The following is a 17,084-nucleotide window of genomic DNA, read 5'->3' as shown; positions in this document are numbered from 1 at the left end:
AAAGAAGACCGCGAGGATCGGCGCTACAGGTCTTTGATCAGGCCACGTGAATTCATGAACCGGTGACAGCCGTGCCGCGTCTTTCCTCAGTCCGACCCGACCTCGCCGTCGACGACCTTCTCAAACGCCACAAGGCTGCGATTCCGGTCTTCATTCGACGGCGGATGCTTTGCATCGGCTGCCCCTTCGCTCCGAGCCACACGATCGCCGACGCATGCCGCGAGCATGGGATCGAGTTGGACTCATTGCTGGCGGAACTGGCGGATGTCCTGTCCATCGACGGATCCCGGGCGAGAGAACAATGAGAGGTTGCTCATGACCCAAATCACATCCACACTAGGCGGCTTCGACATCGATGCCGCGCTCGTTGCCGAAGGTTTCGAGCTTCCTGTCGGGGATGTTCAGTTGCTGATGCGGCAAGGAGCCATCACGAGCCGGCTCGATCAGGGCGAAGGCGAGGATGCCGGGACGTTCCGGCTCGTCTTCTTCCATCGCGGAACACGACTGACCCTGATCGTCGACGAGGGTGGCAATGTGCTGCGCCGCTCCTCGATCGTATTTGCGGGAGAGGAAATGCCAACTGCGCTGCACCGTCCGGCACCATGAATTTCAGTTCTGTTCTGCCCGGCCATCCGCGAGGGCCACCAAACCATGCGGATTGCACACGACAATCTTCTTGCGGGAGCTGCAGATCAGCCCCCGACCTTCCCAGGCGCTCAACAGACGGCTGACGGTATGCAGCGTTGCGCCGGTCATCTCCGCGATATCGAGACGCGTGATGGGGAAGTCGATCAGAATGCCCTCCTCCGTCTTTCGGCCAGCCTGATGAACGAGGCGCAGCAGCGCGTGGGCAACCCGTCGCTCCACTCCTTCCGTCCCAAGCTCGCGGATACGCGTATGGGCTTCCTGAAGGCGCTCGCCGACCGTCGCCAGTGCATTGACGGCCAGAGTCGGGCAGCGGGCGACGAGAAAATCCCACTGGCTCATGGGCCAGACCATCGTCAGGCTTTCGACCACGGCCGTCGCCGTGCCGGGATAGTCGCTGCGGCGGATCGCCTTGGCGATGCCGTAGATATCGCCAGGATGAACGTGTCGAACGAGGATCTGCTGGCCGTCCGGAGCGGTCTGGGTCACTTTCAACCGGCCATGCAGGAGTGCGAAGAACTCAGCGGCCGGATCGCCCTGATTGAAGACGGACACGCCGGTCGCCAACCGGCGCGTATGGGCCGATTGCAGAACCGCGTCCAGATCCTCGTCCGCCATCGTGGCGAAGATGTCGAGCTCCTTCAGCACGGACCTGTCTATCCGTTGGGCTGTCATCATTCGTCTCCATCGGCGCTCTCGTGATTCTCGGGCACGCCTGCAAGCCGGCACCTCTACTCAATGATCCGCCTCGCCACAACGATCCAGGAGACGTGGAGCGGCAAGCCCGGCCGGGACGGCCTTGCCGCATCCTGGAAGCTTGTGCGGCGAGTTTGCGCACGGACAACGATGCACACCGGCCAAGCTGGCAAAACCGGAACCTCGTCAAACAGGATTCCTGCCGATGACAACCATGTCAGACGTCCGGGCGGTACTCGACGTACGCAGCCTGCCATGCACCACCCGCCGCGCGACCATATTCGGGATGTTCGACGCTCTCGAATCCGGACAGGCCTTCGAGATCGTCAACGATCACGATCCGGCGCCGCTGCGCGGCCACTTCGAGGCACGCGCCGACGGTTCCTATGACTGGACCTATGTCGAAGCCGGCCCGCGCGAATGGCGCGTCAAGATCACGCGAGGCTGAACGATGGACGATGTCGAAAATACCGTCCGCCTCGCCCTGCGGTCGGTGGACGACCCGGAACTCGGGGTCAATGTCGTCGATCTCGGGCTAGTGCGTTCGGTCGCGATCGACGAAGATCGGGTCGACATCGTGATGATGATGACGACACCGACTTGCCCGATCGGCTCGCTGATCGCCGAAACGGCGAGGGTTGCCGTGGCAAGTCGCCTCGGCGGGAACAGGCAGGTGAGCGTTACCCTCGATCGCTCGGCGGAGTGGAGTCCAGCGCTGGCCTCTCCCGAGGTTCGGGCCCATTTCGAGCCTCACCCGTCAGCGGTGGCAATCGCAGTGAAGGCGGCCTTTTTTCGCCTGTTCAAACGGGCATGAGCCTGTCTCGCATCTTGCGCCCGGCTGCGGTCGGCCTTGCCGCCGTTTCGCTTGTCATGGGCCTAACGGGCGGGCTTGCGCGTCTCGGCGTTTCGTCCTCGCCCGCCTCGGCGATGGAATTTCACGGCGCGCTGATGATCGCCGGTTTCTTCGGAACCCTGATCGGCCTGGAGCGTGCCGTCGCCGATGGGCGAAGCGCCGCATTGATGGTGCCGCTCCTGTCACTGGCAGGTGTGGTGAGCCTTCTCACCGGTTTCGAGCAGGCAGGGGCGGCCGGCTTCCTCCTCGCCGGGCTGGGCCTGACGTTACTCACGGGTCGTGCCTGCTGGCGGCAGCCGACGCTGTTTACCGCCGTCGTGACGATTGGCGCGGCCTTTTTCGTATGGGCGAATGCGCTGTGGCTCAGCGGCCGGACCATCACGGACGTCACCTATCTCTGGCTCGGTTTTCTCATCCTGACGATCGTCGGGGAACGGATCGAATTGTCCCGGCTGATGGCGCCCTCGGATCCGGCGAAACTCGTCCTCGTCGGCGTCATCGCGCTGTTCACCGCGGCGCTCGCGGGGGGCGAACCCTGGAACGGATCATGGCTCTTCGGCGCGTCACTTGCCGCTCTGGCAGCCTGGCTGTTCGTTCACGACATCGCCCGCAAGACCATCCGTACCAGGGCCCTGGCGCGCTATTCGGCCTTTTGCCTCCTCGGGGGGTATGTCTGGCTCGTGGTCGCGGCGCTCGGTGTCGTCGCCGCGCCGCCGGGCGTCGCCGCCTTGGGGCACGACGCGGCGGTACACGCGATCGGTCTCGGCTTTGTCCTGTCCATGGTCTTCGCGCACGCGCCGATCATCCTTCCGGCGGTCGCCGGGGCGAAGGTTTGCTACACGCCGCTGCTCTATCTACCGGCAGTCCTCATCCAAGCAGCCGTAGCGCTCCGAGTGGGCGGCGACCTTTCGGGCCACTACGACCTCCTACCGGTCGCGGCCTGGGCGACGGTCGCCGCCATCCTCCTTTACGGCGCTCTCCTGGCCATGACGGCGCTGGTCGGCAAAACCGGCCAGTGCACCTGCGCCGGCGCGACGGGCGAAGCAAAATCCGGTTCCGCCCGGATTGGTCAGACGGTTCGGAGCGTACGTTCCAACGCGAGCCCCGAAAAGTGGATCAAATGACCGCGACGGCAAGCTCCTTGCACCGCCCTCCCCACTGGCTTTCGGGCAGCTTTCGGCCCTTCTTCTTCCTCGGCGCCCTGGCGATGGCGGCTTCGGTGCTGGTCTGGCTGTTCGTCCTGTCGGGTGCCGAACTGCCCAGCGCGTTCATCCCGAGCGACTGGCACGTTCACACGATGCTCTTTGGCGCGATACCCGCCATCATCGCCGGCTTTTCCCTGACGGCGGTGAGCAACTGGACGGGCCGCCCGCCTGTCTCGGGCGGGCTCCTGCTCGCTCTCGTGATCTTGTGGCTGGCGGGTCGCCTCTCCACGTCCGTCTCCGCTATTATCGGGTTCTGGCCGGCCGCCGCTGTCGATCTTCTGTTCCTGCCCGGTCTCGCCCTGGTGTTCGGCCGCGAGGTGATCGCCGCCGGCAACTGGCGCAACCTGCGCGTCCTCGTCCTGATCGTGCTGATCGCGCTCGCCGATTTCGGCTTCCAGATGGAAGTCGCCAGCACGGGGCTTGCGGAGACGAGCGTTCGGGCCGGCATCGCATTCGTGCTCGTCCTCGTCATGCTGATCGGCGGACGCATCGTCCCCGCCTTTACCCGCAATTGGCTGAAGGCGCGCGAGGCACCCCGGCTTCCGGCCCCGTTCAGCGCTCTCGATGCGGTCGCCTTGACCGTCTCGTTGGCCGCGCTGGGCGTGTGGGCAGCGCTGCCCGACCACCTCGCGGCCGCGGCCCTGCTCTTTGCGGCAGCCGGCCTGAACACCGCGCGGCTGGCGCGCTGGTGCGGGCTCGCGACGCGCTCGGAGCCGTTGCTTTTCGTTCTTCATGTTGCCTTCGCAACAGTGTCTCTCGGCTTTGCCGCCGTCTCAGCCGGGATCATCGCCCCGGCGCTCGTCGAGCCGGCCGCGGCGCTGCATGTCTGGACGGCGGGCACTTTCGGCCTGATGACGCTGGCGGTGATGATCCGTGCCGCTCGCGGCCACTCGGGACGGCCTTTGACGGCCGGTGCCTTCGAGACGACTTTGTTCGTGCTGGTGTTGGTTGGCACCTTCGCCCGAGTGGCCGCCTCTTATGCCGATGGCGCCTATCTCAACCTTCTCAATGTGGGGGGACTCGCCTGGGCGGCGGCCTTCATCGGCTTTGCTGCCGGTTATGCCAGACTTCTTCTCACGAGACAGAGAAGCGCCTCGTAATCCCCGGAACAACGCGTGAACTCCCTGGTTCGTGCCAAGCTCGATCGTCCCGTCGCAATTGTCCCGCCGCATCTCAGCGAGAAACAATGCGGCGGAGGGGTTGATTGCGGTGCCCACCAATTCGTCCGGCCCTGTAACGTCCAAACCGGATTTTTTGCATTCGCTTCATTGTGGTTCCACGGCTGCGACGGTCATCGGGAACAGCGAGAGGATGTCGACCTCGCGTTTTGGCAGGTCGGCGAAGGTGTAATTGTCGAGCACCGCTAGGAAAGCCGCGGCCGCCTCACCGAGGACGCTCGTCATCCCACAGGCGGGCGCAATTACGCAGTTCCGGCAGTCGGCGAGGTCGAACCCGTCTTCGGTCGTCCGGACGATCTCGCCGATCCGGATCTCATCGGCCGGCCTGGCCAGCCTGATGCCGCCGGCGCGGCCGCGCAGGGTCGTGACGTAGCCGGACTTGCCGAGCTCGTGGACCACCTTCGTCAGATGGTTGTGCGAGATGCCGTAGGCTTCCGCAATCTCGGCGATCGAGCAAAGCCGGCCGGGCCGCGCCGACAGGTAGATCAGCACGCGCAGGGTATAGTCGGTGTAGCGGGTCAGTCGCATTGGATCCGTTTGGCATTGTCGTCGCATAAGATGTATTTCTCTTGCATCTTTTGTCGAGAGGCGATTTAACATGTAAAGGAAATCCATGTTTGGAGAGGCGTCATGCAGGAACCATCCGAGCTACGAGCAATCCTGACCGAGGAGGCGCTTCGCGGTCTCGTATCTGCGTTCTACGCACGGGTGCGCGCCGATGCGGTCGTCGGCCCCTTATTCGAAGGCACCATCGGCGACTGGCCGGCGCATCTGGAACGTCTGACGGCTTTCTGGTCGTCGATCCTGCTGGGGACCGGCCGCTACAAAGGCAATCCCTTTGCGGCGCACCTTCGCCATGGGGACGCGATCGATCCGGCGATGTTCGAGCGCTGGCTGGGGATCTGGCGTGAGACGACCTCTGACCGCTTCCCGCCGGAGGCTGCAGCTCTCCTCCAGCGCAAGGCCGATCGGATCGCCGACAGCCTGAAGGCAGGCCTGTTCTTCCGGCCGAACCTTACGCTCGCGCAGCGGCCGGCCGCGCGCTCGGCCTGAGCCTTTCCCCGACCGACTCCATCCAAGGAGCAACAAGAATGCCGTCGCAACTCAGCGCACAGACGATCGCCACGGTGAAGGCCACGGTGCCTGCCCTCGAGGCGCACGGGCTGGAGATCACTAAGGCAATGTATGCCCGTATGTTCCAAAACCCGATGATCCGGAGCTTGTTCAACCAGTCGCATCACGGTGAGACCGGCTCGCAGCCGCGGGCGCTCGCCGATGCAATCCTCGCCTATGCGCAGAACATCGACAATCTCGGCATTCTTGGTGCGGCGGTCGAACGCATCGCCCAGAAGCATGCCGGCCTGCAGATCCTGCCCGAGCACTATCCCTATGTCGCCGAAGCGCTCCTCGATGCGATCAAGGACGTGCTCGGCAATGCGGCGAGCGAAGAGGTGCTGGCCGCCTGGGGCGAAGCCTACTGGTTCCTCGCCGACATCCTGATCGCCCGCGAGGCTGCGGTGTATCAGGCGATTGCCGACGCCGACGGCGGCTGGACCGGCTGGCGTGCCTTCCGGGTTGAGGCGAAGATCCGCGAGAGCGAGGTCATCACCTCCCTCGTTCTGCGGCCGGTGGACGGAGGCCGCGTCCTCGCCCACAAGCCGGGGCAGTACCTGACCTTCTGGCTCGAGCTGCCGGGCGAGCAAACGCAGAAGCGCAACTATAGCATCTCGGCCGCTCCGAACGGCGAGACCTATCGCATTTCGGTGAAGCGGGAGCCCCAGGGCTCAGCCTCGAACTGGCTTCACGATTCGGCCGAGGTCGGCACGGTGCTGAAGGTGTCCGCGCCGGCGGGTGAGTTCTTTCTCAATCACCAGCCGGAGCGGCCCGTGGTCCTCGTCAGCGGCGGCGTCGGGCTGACGCCGATGATCGCGATGCTTGAGACGCTCGCCAAAATGGGTACGAATGTGCCGGTCCACTACGTCCATGGTGCGTTGAACGGTGCGATGCATGCGATGCGCGACCACGTGCGGCATCTGGCATCCTCCACGTCCTCGGTCGACGCGACGACCTTCTATCTGGAGCCGCGCCCGGAAGATGTCCGGGGCCGGGACTTCGACAAGGAGGGCCCGATCTCGCTCGACTGGCTGAAGGCGAACACGCCGGTCGCCGAGGCGGATTATTACCTCTGCGGCCCGAAGGGCTTCCTGCGCACCTTCGTCAACGGGCTGGCGCTCGCCGGCGTCGCGCAGGACCGCATCCATTACGAATTCTTCGGTCCTGCGGACGAACTCCTGGCGGCCTGACGTCTTCGCCTCGGATTCAAGGCGGTCCAAGTCACGTCGATCCTCCATGGCAACATCCGCTGTCCGTAGCTCATCTGAATTTCGATGAATTACTGCAGCGACAACGGCAAATCGCGGCTGCAAATTAGGATGGAAACCGAATAGGCAGCAGATGAGACTCGCTGCTCGATCGCAGCAATCAACGATCAGTCTCGTTCCCGTCTGGGCAGCGAAGCAGATCTTCGTTCAAACCGGCTATAAATACTTAGGCGTTCTAGCATGAGATCGCAATTTTGTGATCCTGAACACCTGCATTAGAAAGGTCAGGCGGCGATTCGTGGGGCGGCTTCAGATCACCATCCGCAGCGAATGCCCTGTAGAGTAGCAAATCACTGGAGACCAGATGATGGTTTCACAACTCACCCGCGGTGAAAGGCAAGGCAGCATCCTAATTGCAGCAGCAGTTGCGCTGTGCGGCCTGGCGCTCGCCATAGCGGGACGCAACGATCCCCTCGGCGTCCACGGTGCCTTCGTGCTCGTCGGGAGCGTCGCGCTGATCGCTTTTCTGCTGTCCCGCCTCGATAGCCCGGAGCCAGACGTCAGCCGCCGTCCGTCGGAGTACTACGACGACCCGATCAAGGTCGGTATCGCGTTGTCAATGATCTGGGCCGTCTTTGGCATGTTCGTCGGCGTCTGGGTCGCCGCGGAGCTTGCCTGGCCATCCCTCAACTTCAACACGGCGTGGCTGAGCTTCGGGCGCCTGCGTCCGGCCCACACGACCGGCGTTATCTTCGGTTTCGGCGGCAATGCCCTGATCGCCACGTCCTTCCATGTCGTGCAACGGACATCGCGGGCGCGGCTTGCGGGCCAGATCAGCCCCTGGTTCGTACTCCTCGGCTACAATCTTTTCTGCTTCCTAGCTGTCACCGGCTACCTGATGGGTCTGACGCAGTCGAAGGAGTATGCTGAGCCTGAATGGTACGCCGACCTCTGGCTGGTTGTCGTCTGGGTGACGTACTTCGTCCTCTATCTGCGGACGATCGCCCGGCGAAAGGAACCACACATCTACGTTGCCAACTGGTACTTCATGGCATTCATTGTGGTCGTGGCGATCTTGCACATCGTCAATAACCTCGCGATACCGGTGTCGCTTGGTCACGCCTGGAGCTATCCGATCTGGTCGGGCGTCCAGGACGCAATGGTGCAGTGGTGGTATGGCCACAACGCCGTGGCCTTCTTCCTGACCGCCGGCTTCCTCGGCATGATGTACTATTATCTGCCGAAACGGGCTGAACGGCCGATTTTTTCCTACCGCCTGTCGATCCTCAGCTTCTGGGGGATCACCTTCTTCTACATGTGGGCAGGTTCTCACCACTTGCACTACACTGCCCTACCCCACTGGGTGCAGACCCTCGGAATGACATTTTCCATCATGCTGCTGGTGCCGTCGTGGGCCTCTGCCGGCAACGCGATCCTGACCCTCAACGGCGCGTGGCACAAGGTCCGCGACGACGCGACCCTGCGCTTCATGTTCGTTGCTGCCGTGTTTTACGGGCTGTCGACGTTCGAAGGATCCTTCCTCGCCATACGTCCCGTGAATTCGCTCTCGCACTACACGGACTGGACCGTCGGACATGTGCATGCCGGGGCGCTCGGCTGGGTTGCACTCATCACGTTTGGCTCGATCTATACGCTGGTGCCGTCGCTCTGGAAGCGGGAACGGATGTATTCTGCAGCACTGGTCGAGGTCCATTTCTGGCTCGCGCTGATCGGCACACTGATCTACGTCTTCGCGATGTGGAACTCCGGGATCGTCCAGGGGCTGATGTGGCGCACCTATACGGAAAGCGGCACCCTCGCCTACTCTTTCCTCGACTCCCTTGTCGCCATGTACCCCTATTACATCGCCCGAACGCTCGGAGGCTTTCTGTTCCTGCTCGGCGCGATCGTCGGTTGTTACAACATCTGGATGACGGTCCGGGCCAGCCCCGCAGCCGCCGAGACAGCGCTCAAGGACCTGCCGGACGCCCGCTGGGCCGAAGGCACGGCGACCACCCCGGCGGAGTGAAGTCATGGCCGAACTGTTTCACCGAAAGATCGAGCGAACCGCCATCGGATTCGTTCTCGCGATCATTGCGGCCGCGAGCGTTGGCGGGATCATCGAGATCGCTCCTCTGTTCACGATCGACGAGACCGTCGAGGAAGCTCCCGACATGCGGCCATATACGCCACTCGAGCTGGCGGGCCGCAACGTCTACATGCGGGAGGGATGCTATGCGTGCCACTCGCAGATGATCCGCACACTGCGGGATGACGTCGATCGCTACGGCCCTTACTCCCTCGCAGTGGAATCCCGTTATGACCATCCGATGCTGTGGGGATCGAAGCGAACCGGGCCGGATCTGGCGCGCATCGGCGGCAAGTATTCCGATATCTGGCACGTCGCCCACCTGACGAATCCGCGCGACGTCGTGCCCCAATCGAACATGCCGAGCTATCCTTGGCTCGCCCGCACCTCTCTGCGGACCGACGATCTTGGACTTCATCTCGCGGCCCAGCAGCTGATCGGTGTTCCATACACCGATGAGATGATCGCCAATGCTGCCCGGGACGCGCTGGGACAAGCCTTGCCCGACAGCGACTACGCCGCCGGCGTACAGGAACGCTACGGGGACGAGGCGCAGATCAGTGCCTTCGACGGGGTGACGACGGAACTAACCGAGATGGACGCTCTTGTCGCCTATCTTCAGGTTCTGGGAACACTGACGGATGCGGCGTACGAAAACACGGTCGCACCGGAAGAAGCGCCGAACGCCGAGGATCTCGCAGCAGGGCCCGCCACCACGTCCGGAGGGCGATGAACATGGACATCGACCACGCCACGGCCGTCGCCTTCTCGAAGAGCTGGGGGTTGTTCTATCTGATCGCCCTCAGCATCGGCGTCCTGATCTACACCTTCCGGCCCTCGAACAAGAAACGGTTCGACCGGGCCAAGAAGACGATCCTGGACAAGGAGGACCGGCCATGACCGACAGAGAACGCGATCCCGTCAGCGGCCGCGAGACCACCGGTCACGAATGGAATGGGATCAAGGAGCTCGATACGCCCGTCCCGAAGGGCATCCTCATCTTCCTCATCGTGACTCACGTTTTCGCCATCCTCTGGTGGTTACTGATGCCGGCCTGGCCGTTGGGGTGGACCTACACGAAGGGCCTTCTGGGAACGAACCAGCACGAACGGGTCGAACAGCAACTCGCGCAGGCGGCTGTCGCAAGATCGGCATGGGAAGAGAAGATCGCTTCGCTGAGCTTCGACGAGATTCAAGCGAACGAACAACTGATGAACATCGTCAGACAGTTCGGACACAAGCTGTTCGGGGACAATTGCGCAGCCTGCCACCGGTCAGACGCGACGGGGGGCAGCAACTATCCCGATCTGACTGATGATGACTGGATCTGGGGGGGCGAACCGGAAACCATCGCGGAAACCCTGCGCGTCGGCATCAACTCGCCCCATGGCGAAACCCGGATGGGCCAGATGCCAGCCTTCGGACGCGACCAGATGCTCGAGCGCGACCAGGTGGTCAACGTGGCGAACTATGTCTACTCGCTCAGCCATCCCGAATATTCCACTGCCGCGAACATCGATCGGATCGAGGCAGGACACGAAGTCTTCATGACGAACTGCGCTTCCTGCCATGGTGAAGATGCGTTGGGCTCCCGAGAGATGGGGGCGCCCAACCTCACGGACAAAGCGTGGATATACGGCGGCGATCTCCAGACCATCATCAGTAGCGTCCACGGCGGCCGCCAGGGCCATATGCCCACCTGGGAAGAGCGGCTGACGCCCGTCGAAATCAAGGTCTTAGCGCTCTACGTGCGTTCATTGAGCGTCGCACGGCCGTAAGCCAGAACCGGACGATCCGATGCGCAAATTTTTCGCGATCCGGCCGCTGGTCGTTCTTCTCGTCCTGGCGGGCGTGCTGATCGTCGCCGGAGCCAATGCGCATCTGTTCTACGTTGCATTGACTTCGCAACCCGGCTGCGTGGCTCATCTGAAGGAGCCCGGTAGCCGAGCAGGGCAATTCCGGGCAGCAAAGTCTGCCTGCTGAAGGCAGCCGTATCCGGACATCATCACGCCGAGGAGGAAGACATGAACGAAAGCGACAAGAGATACGGTCTCCTCACCGAAACCTCGGATGTCAGCGAAACCCTCACGCCAGAACTGCAGCGTCATCTACCGCCTGCCACGGCTCTGAAGTGGCTGCGTGCAGGCTGGCGGGACCTCATGGCGCAGCCGGGTCCCAGCCTGGCCTATGGTCTTGCGGTATTCCTCGTTTCCGTCCTGGTCGTTTCGGGGTTGTTCTCCTATGGCTGGGGGCAGATTCTCTTTCCGGCGCTCGCAGGCTTTCTGGTCGTCGGCCCTGTCCTCGCGGTCGGCCTTTACCAGAAGAGCCATGCAATCCAGACGGACGTCCCTGTTTCGCTCAACGACATGCTCGCCGTTCGCGCCCGTTCCGGGACTGGCCAGATCTTCTTCGTCGGGGTTCTTCTCTGCCTGGTGATGCTCCTTTGGGTACGCGCCGCCGTGCTGATCTACGCCCTGTTCTTTGGTTATCTCCCGTTTCCGGGCTTCGACCACATGACCGCCGTCCTCCTCACGACAGGGACGGGCTGGGGAATGCTCTTCACGGGTACGATCGTCGGCGGCCTGTTTGCCGCATTCTCCTTTGCGACCGGAGCCTTCTCGATCCCCATGCTGCTGAACGAGCGGACCGACGCCGTGACGGCAATGAGCCGCAGCATGGCTTTCGTCTGGAACAACGTGCCCGTCATGATGGCTTGGGGTGCCGTCGTCCTCGGATTGTCAGCCATCGCCCTCCTGACAGGGCTCTTGGGCCTGATCGTGGTGTTCCCGCTGCTTGGCCATGCCACGTGGCACGCCTACAAAGCTATTTGCCGTCCGGACCTTTTGAAAAGCGACGCTTCATCGTCCGCGGCACCCATCGGCGGCCCGGCCGAACTTGCTCGGTGACTGAGCGCGCCATGAGTTGCTGCGCCCAGAACGCCTGTTTCCTTCCGGACGAAGATCCGTCCCTGGGGTACATTGCGTAACAGGAGATGTTGCTCGCGAGCAGAGTTGTTGCTGACGGCGTGCGGCAAGTGACGGTTTCGGTTCCCGCATCCACTGCGGCGCCTGCATCCGCGCTGTCGAAGATGCCCTGTCCGATCTGCCCGGAATCGAAGCGGCCCGGGTCAACCTTTCGACTAGGCGGGTTTCCGTTCGCTGGCGCGGAGAGAGACCGCCGGCGATCATCCGTACTCTGGCCCAGATAGGCTACGAAGTGCATCTCCAGGACACCGGAGCGGATGATGAGCGCGACCCAAGGCTCGATGAGTTGTTTCGCTCTCTTGCCGTGGCTGGCTTCGCAGCGATGAACGTCATGCTGCTTTCCATGTCCGTGTGGACGGGCGGCCACGCCGCCACGCGCGACCTCTTCCACTGGATTTCGGCGGCCATCGCGTTTCCAGCCCTTCTCTACTCCGGACGGGTCTTCTTCCGGCCCGCCTGACAAGCCGTGCGGCACGGACATACGAACATGGACGTCCCAATCTCGATCGGTGTTCTGCTGGCGTACGGCCTCAGCCTCTACGAGACGGTCCACCGCGGTGAGCATACCCATTTCGATGCGTCCGTCACGCTCCTCTTCTTCCTGCTGATCGGTCGAACGCTGGACCACCTCGTGTGCGCGCGCCCGATCGGCGGTATCCGGCCTGGCGCGCGTGGGGCCATGGTCCTGCGCGCTGACCTTTCGCGCGACTACCTGCCCACAGATGAGATTGAGCGGGGCATGCGAATCCCGCTCGCGCCCGGCGAGAGGGTTCCGGTCGACGCGCGGATCGAGGCTGGGACTTCGGATATCGACTGTTCACTGGTAACCGGAGAGGGCGATCCCCGGCAGGTGGCGGCCGGCGCGGAACTCTTGTCCGGCACCTTGAACTTGACCGCACCGTTGACAATCGTCGCCACTGCGACGGCCAGGGATTCCTTCCTCTGCGAAATGATGCGGCTGGTCGAGACAGCCGAGAACGCGCGCCCGGCGCCGGTCAATATCTCCGATAAGGTGGCGGGGCTGTATGCCCCGGTGGTACCCGCCGCCGCAGCACTGGCCCTCTTGGGCTGGCTAGCGTCAGCGGGAGACCCCCCGGCTTTGCCGGGGAGGCATTAGCAGTTTGACGGTTCCGGCAGTCCACCGGCGACAGTCTTCGTGTTGCAACCACGCAGACACGAAGGACGATCACCGATGGACGAGTATGGACGGTTAGGCCACAGCATCTGGAGTGCAAATATCATATCGTTTTCATCCCGAAATATCGCCGCAAGGCGTTATATCGCGAGCTCCGGCGTCATCTTGGCGATGTGTTTCGCCAACTCGCCCACCAGCGGGAAAGTCGCGTTGAAGAGGGTCACTTGATGGCAGACCATGTGCACATGCTGCTGTCGGTCCCACCGAAATACGCCGTGTCGCAAGTGGTCGGGTATCTGAAAGGCAAGAGCGCCATTCATCTTGCGCGGACCTATGGGGAGCGAAAATGCAATTTCGTCGGTCAGCATTTTTGGGCTCGGGGGTATTTTGTCTCGACCGTGGGTCGGGACGAGACGGCCATTCGAGACTACATTCGCAATCAGGAACAGGAAGATCACCGACTTGAGCAACTTGCACTATGGCGTTGACCGCCTTTAGGCGGCGCTGATCCGTGAGGCCGCCTTTGCGGCCGGAGCAAGCCGCTTTGAGCGGCTCAAATCATAAAGCCCCCGGCTTTGCCCGGGATACTTACTCGCAAGTGGGGACCTCCATCAAGCCGTTACAGTTGCCGTTGCGGTCCTGCTCATCACCTGTCCCTGCGTTCTCGGTCTCGCAGTCCTGATGGTACAGATAGCGGCGGCTCGCCATCTGTTCGAGGGCGGAGTGATCGTGAAGGACGGCGCGGCTGTGGAACAGCCTCAGGGCGTCGACGTGGTCGTATTCGACAAGACAGGGACGCTGACGGAGAACTGTCGTCTCAACGACGACGACCCTGCGACAGACCCGGCGCATCGTGCGCCGGCGGCCGGGATCGCGGTACACTCCAAGCATCCGCAGTCCCGGGCGCTCGCGGCCCGCAAGCGCTCCGACGATCCGCCGCTGGTGTTCGACAGCATGAAAGACCATCCCGGTCTGGAGGATGGGCAGTCGTGCGGTCAAGACGGAACCGTCCTGTCCAAGGACGGGGTCCTGCTTCAGGTCTTCCGCTTCAGTGACGGTATCCGGCCCGGCGCTGCGCAAGCCGTGGCCGACTTGCGGAATATGGGGCTATCGGTTGAGGTCATCTCGGGTGAACGCCAGGACTTGGTCCGCCAGACATCCCGCGCCGTCGGGATCTACCGCTTCGAAGGCGAAGCCATGCCTGCGAGGAAGCTCGCCCGACTGGGAGAACTCGCCAAGTCCGGGCACAAGGTCTTGATGGTCGGTGACGGCCTCAATGATGTGCCCGCGCTTGCCGCTGCGGACGTATCGATGGCGCCGGCAGACGCGGCTGAGATCGGCCGCAGCGCGGCAGGCTTCGTGTTCCTGCTGCACCGCTCACTCGAAGCCGTACCTCACTCCGTCGCGCTGTCGCAACAAGTGAGACTGCTGATCCGGCAGAACCTGGCTTTTGCGGTCGCGTATAATGCCGTAGCGTTCCCGTTTGCAGCGCTTGGTTATGTGACGCCCCCGATTGCGGCTCTCGCAATGTCAGGATCCTCCCTGCTGGTGGTCGCAAACTCCGTCCGGCTGGGCCGCTACAAGTTCCGTAGTGATACTGCCGAATGGAAGCGGCAGGTGCTCCACTCCGAGCGCACAGTCGAGGCAATGTCTTGAGCAGCCTGATCTATCTCGTCCCGATCGCCCTCGGCATGGGACTTGTCGGGCTCTGCGTTTTTCTCTGGTCGCTCAGGAGCGGCCAATACGGGGATCTCGAGGGCGCAGCCGAACGCATCCTCATCGATGAAGACAGGCCGATCAATCCCGCGAAGCATGATCCCGCTTCACCGCGCCCGACCTCGTCCGCTCGATCCGAACAGTCTAAATAAAGACCAGCGTCGCCTAATGTCAGAAGACAATGGAGACAACGGCCATTAGAGTGAAGATCAACGCAATCAAGCTGGGCACTACCACTGCGGCGCCCAAAGCGATTGCGATAGACGAGACTACATTAGTTGGGACTTGAGCTTTCGACATAATGGCTCTAACATAATTCCACACGGCGACACGGCAAGAGGCCGAACACGAGCTGGCCGAACGGGCGAATCGCCGAGTCGGGCCTGCCCGCCGGAAAGACGATCGAGACCTTCGACTTCACGGCCACCCCGTCCTTGCGCAAAGCCCATGTCGTAGCGCTCGGTCGAGGCGACGCATGGACCGAGCAGGGTGCCAACATCCTGATCTTCGGTCCGAGCGGAACCGGCAAGACCCACGCCGCCGCGGCCATCGGCGCCGCCCTCATCGACGATGGCTGCCGGGTACTGTTCACCCGCACCACCGATCTCGTCCAGAAGCTGCAGGCCGCAAGGCGCGACCTGATCCTGCCGGCGACCCTTGCCAAACTCGACAAGTTCGACTGTCTGATCCTCGATGATCTCGGCTACGTGCGAAAGGATGGAGCAGAGACTAGCGTCCTGTTCGAACTCATCGCAGAGCGCTACGAGTGACGCTCGCTGATCATCACCTGCAACCAGTCCTTCGGCGAATGGGACAGATCTTTCCCGACCCGGCCGTCACCGTCGCGGCGATCGACCGCCTCGTGCACCATGCCACAATCCTGGAGTTGAATACCGAGAGCTATCGTCGCCGATCGGCGAGAGAAACGCAGGCGCGGGTCTCCGCAGCGTAATTGTCGCCTTTCGTCCCTAATCCTACTGAGTCACGACGTTCTATTGGGTTGCGCACTCGTCGTTGATTGAGGTTTTCTGTCGGATTCACGATCAGGGGTGGATCCGATGGAACGACAGGGTGACAGGCGGGACGCAGCGTTTGAAGCTTATCTGAATGTGTTGAGCGATGCGATTGCGATGGGTCATGCCAAGCGGATCGCGCCTTTTTGCGACTATTGCACGGGCCTTTTGATGCCGCTGGAACGCAAGAGCGTAGAGCCGTTGGCGGCCGCCACGGCACCGGAACAGGTTTCTGCACAGCATCAATCGCTTCTGCATCTGGTTGGCGAGGCACCCTGGTTCGACGAGAAGCTTCTGTCCAAGGTTTGCGACGTGGTTCTGCCAAGGATCGTGGAGCGCGGCGGATGGTCTGCCCCCTGAGAAGTGGTCCTCCCTGAAGTATGGTTTTCGAGCCATTGGAGGACGAGAGAATGCCGACGAAGAAGCACAAGCCTGAAGAGATTGTCGCGAAGCTCCGGCAGGTCGACGTTTTGACGTCGCAGGGCCGAACGGTCGCCGAGGCGGTCCGCGTGATCGGGGTGACGCAGTTTACTTATTATCTCTATGGACGGCTCTCCCGTTGCAAGTCGGCTTTGAACTGATCCGCGTTGGTCTGTTGCAAACATCTATCCGGCGTCACCCTGTCCGGGGCGCCCAAATGGCAATTCCGCTCGCGCATGCCTCTACAGCTGGTAGGCCTCGAAGGCCCCGATAATAGTCAGGCTCTTTGCGCGCCGGTCCGACCTGTGCGTTTCATTTCTCCGTCAACTCGCAATCACGAGGGCAGGCTCTTCAGGCTGCGGCGCGGTATGGCTCGCCCGTTCGAAGCACGGCCCAGATGATCCGTGCGTTCTTGTTGGCGACGGCAACCGTTGCTCGGTTGAAGCCGCGCCGCTCCCGAAGCTCGTTGACCCACTGGTTTAGCGGGTCAGTCTTGTTGGCGCAGGTTCTCACCACGGCTCTGGCACCATGGACGAGAAGGCTGCGCAGATGCTGGTTACCGCGCTTCGATATGCCCATCAGTACCGTTCGATCGCCACTGGAGAACTGGCGCGGTACCAGGCCCACCCAGGCTGCGAGATGACGGCCGTTCTTGAACTCCGCGCCGTTGCCGACAGCCGCGACGATTGCTGTGGCGGTTTTCGGGCCGACGCCTTTGATCCTTGCGATCCGTTGGCAGGGCTCGCTCTCGCGGAACACCCGCTCGATCTTTTTGTCGAACGAGGTGATGCGGCGGTCGAGATCGCGAAAGAGGTCGTAAAGCTCGTGG

General features: G+C 62.5%; 21 protein-coding genes and 5 pseudogenes. 23 read left to right on the top strand and 3 right to left on the bottom strand.

Features of this window, described 5'->3' with window-relative positions; all coding sequences use genetic code 11:
- Positions 1–62: 62 nt before the first annotated feature.
- Entirely contained in the window at positions 63–305 is a 243-nt protein-coding gene (locus MF134_RS23115) for a DUF1858 domain-containing protein (protein ID WP_369695451.1), read from the top strand.
- Positions 306–315: 10 nt separating this feature from the next.
- Positions 316–606 carry a DUF6522 family protein gene (locus MF134_RS23110; protein WP_255341746.1) on the top strand — a complete coding sequence of 97 codons (291 nt, stop codon included), beginning with the start codon at positions 316–318 and terminating at the stop codon, positions 604–606.
- A gap of 3 nt (positions 607–609) precedes the next feature.
- On the opposite strand, the gene MF134_RS23105 is transcribed toward MF134_RS23110, so the two are convergent.
- On the bottom strand, positions 610–1,320 hold the full coding sequence (locus tag MF134_RS23105) for a Crp/Fnr family transcriptional regulator (protein ID WP_255341762.1): 711 nt from the start codon (positions 1,318–1,320) through the stop codon (positions 610–612).
- 226 nt (positions 1,321–1,546) lie between these two features.
- On the opposite strand from MF134_RS23105, the gene MF134_RS23100 reads away from it, so the two are divergent.
- The 4 genes from MF134_RS23100 to MF134_RS23085 are packed head-to-tail and all read left to right on the top strand — an operon-like array spanning position 1,547 to position 4,499.
- On the top strand, positions 1,547–1,789 hold the full coding sequence (locus tag MF134_RS23100) for a DUF2249 domain-containing protein (RefSeq protein ID WP_255341745.1): 243 nt from the start codon (positions 1,547–1,549) through the stop codon (positions 1,787–1,789).
- A gap of 3 nt (positions 1,790–1,792) precedes the next feature.
- Positions 1,793–2,155, top strand: coding sequence for a metal-sulfur cluster assembly factor (locus MF134_RS23095; RefSeq protein WP_255341744.1), 363 nt, complete (start codon positions 1,793–1,795; stop codon positions 2,153–2,155).
- Positions 2,152–3,318, top strand: coding sequence for a hypothetical protein (locus MF134_RS23090; protein WP_255341743.1), 1,167 nt, complete (start codon positions 2,152–2,154; stop codon positions 3,316–3,318). Before MF134_RS23095 ends, MF134_RS23090 begins: the two co-directional genes overlap by 4 nt.
- The gene (locus tag MF134_RS23085) at positions 3,315–4,499 is read left to right on the top strand and encodes an NnrS family protein (protein WP_255341742.1); all 1,185 of its coding nucleotides are present in this window, start codon (positions 3,315–3,317) and stop codon (positions 4,497–4,499) included. Before MF134_RS23090 ends, MF134_RS23085 begins: the two co-directional genes overlap by 4 nt.
- A gap of 165 nt (positions 4,500–4,664) precedes the next feature.
- On the opposite strand, the gene MF134_RS23080 is transcribed toward MF134_RS23085, so the two are convergent.
- Positions 4,665–5,105, bottom strand: a complete 441-nt coding sequence (locus tag MF134_RS23080; RefSeq protein ID WP_255341741.1) for an Rrf2 family transcriptional regulator — start codon at positions 5,103–5,105, stop codon at positions 4,665–4,667.
- A 102-nt stretch (positions 5,106–5,207) separates the two neighbouring features.
- Between MF134_RS23080 and MF134_RS23075 the strand changes: the two genes are divergently transcribed.
- From MF134_RS23075 to MF134_RS23005, 17 genes and pseudogenes are all read left to right on the top strand, one after another.
- Positions 5,208–5,630, top strand: coding sequence for a group III truncated hemoglobin (locus MF134_RS23075; RefSeq protein ID WP_255341740.1), 423 nt, complete (start codon positions 5,208–5,210; stop codon positions 5,628–5,630).
- A gap of 38 nt (positions 5,631–5,668) precedes the next feature.
- The gene (hmpA, locus tag MF134_RS23070; protein ID WP_255341739.1) at positions 5,669–6,880 is read left to right on the top strand and encodes an NO-inducible flavohemoprotein; all 1,212 of its coding nucleotides are present in this window, start codon (positions 5,669–5,671) and stop codon (positions 6,878–6,880) included.
- Between the two features lie 385 nt (positions 6,881–7,265).
- The gene (gene ccoN / locus MF134_RS23065; protein ID WP_255341761.1) at positions 7,266–8,927 is read left to right on the top strand and encodes a cytochrome-c oxidase, cbb3-type subunit I; all 1,662 of its coding nucleotides are present in this window, start codon (positions 7,266–7,268) and stop codon (positions 8,925–8,927) included.
- Between the two features lie 4 nt (positions 8,928–8,931).
- Positions 8,932–9,720: a cytochrome-c oxidase, cbb3-type subunit II gene (ccoO, locus tag MF134_RS23060; RefSeq protein ID WP_255341738.1), complete on the top strand. Its 789-nt coding sequence runs from the start codon at positions 8,932–8,934 to the stop codon at positions 9,718–9,720.
- A gap of 2 nt (positions 9,721–9,722) precedes the next feature.
- Positions 9,723–9,887 (top strand): cbb3-type cytochrome c oxidase subunit 3, encoded by a 165-nt coding sequence (locus MF134_RS23055; protein ID WP_255341737.1) that lies wholly within the window; start codon positions 9,723–9,725, stop codon positions 9,885–9,887.
- Entirely contained in the window at positions 9,884–10,765 is an 882-nt protein-coding gene (ccoP, locus tag MF134_RS23050) for a cytochrome-c oxidase, cbb3-type subunit III (RefSeq protein ID WP_255341736.1), read from the top strand. The genes MF134_RS23055 and ccoP overlap by 4 nt, the downstream gene beginning before the upstream one ends.
- Before the next feature lie 19 nt (positions 10,766–10,784).
- Positions 10,785–10,970 (top strand): hypothetical protein, encoded by a 186-nt coding sequence (locus MF134_RS23045; protein WP_255341735.1) that lies wholly within the window; start codon positions 10,785–10,787, stop codon positions 10,968–10,970.
- Positions 10,971–11,011: 41 nt separating this feature from the next.
- Entirely contained in the window at positions 11,012–11,893 is an 882-nt protein-coding gene (locus MF134_RS23040) for a DUF2189 domain-containing protein (protein ID WP_255341734.1), read from the top strand.
- 148 nt (positions 11,894–12,041) lie between these two features.
- A pseudogene (locus MF134_RS24150) lies at positions 12,042–12,143 on the top strand (heavy-metal-associated domain-containing protein); the annotation flags it as partial.
- Positions 12,144–12,203: 60 nt separating this feature from the next.
- On the top strand, positions 12,204–12,431 hold the full coding sequence (locus MF134_RS24145; RefSeq protein WP_369695450.1) for a hypothetical protein: 228 nt from the start codon (positions 12,204–12,206) through the stop codon (positions 12,429–12,431).
- A gap of 27 nt (positions 12,432–12,458) precedes the next feature.
- Positions 12,459–13,088: a P-type ATPase gene (locus MF134_RS24140; RefSeq protein ID WP_369695449.1), complete on the top strand. Its 630-nt coding sequence runs from the start codon at positions 12,459–12,461 to the stop codon at positions 13,086–13,088.
- Positions 13,089–13,163: 75 nt separating this feature from the next.
- A pseudogene (gene tnpA, locus MF134_RS23030) lies at positions 13,164–13,594 on the top strand (IS200/IS605 family transposase).
- A 133-nt stretch (positions 13,595–13,727) separates the two neighbouring features.
- A pseudogene (locus tag MF134_RS23025) lies at positions 13,728–14,762 on the top strand (HAD-IC family P-type ATPase); the annotation flags it as partial.
- Positions 14,759–14,974 (top strand): cbb3-type cytochrome oxidase assembly protein CcoS, encoded by a 216-nt coding sequence (ccoS, locus tag MF134_RS23020; protein ID WP_255341733.1) that lies wholly within the window; start codon positions 14,759–14,761, stop codon positions 14,972–14,974. The pseudogene MF134_RS23025 and the gene ccoS, both read left to right, overlap by 4 nt.
- 188 nt (positions 14,975–15,162) lie before the next feature.
- Positions 15,163–15,774, top strand: a pseudogene (istB, locus tag MF134_RS23015) (IS21-like element helper ATPase IstB); the annotation flags it as partial.
- A gap of 106 nt (positions 15,775–15,880) precedes the next feature.
- The gene (locus MF134_RS23010; protein WP_255341760.1) at positions 15,881–16,195 is read left to right on the top strand and encodes a transposase; all 315 of its coding nucleotides are present in this window, start codon (positions 15,881–15,883) and stop codon (positions 16,193–16,195) included.
- Between the two features lie 50 nt (positions 16,196–16,245).
- A pseudogene (locus MF134_RS23005) lies at positions 16,246–16,374 on the top strand (IS3 family transposase); the annotation flags it as partial.
- Positions 16,375–16,606: 232 nt separating this feature from the next.
- On the opposite strand, the gene MF134_RS23000 reads toward MF134_RS23005, so the two are convergent.
- Positions 16,607–17,084, bottom strand: a 478-nt coding sequence (locus tag MF134_RS23000) for an IS110 family RNA-guided transposase (protein WP_255341732.1), incomplete at its 5' end; no start/stop codon positions are given.

Source organism: Jiella marina, from assembly GCF_024359545.1.
Taxonomy (GTDB): Bacteria; Pseudomonadota; Alphaproteobacteria; order Rhizobiales; family Rhizobiaceae; genus Jiella.
The sequence above is the reverse complement of the archived record's forward strand: the minus strand, read 5'-3'. Positions and strand labels throughout refer to the sequence as shown.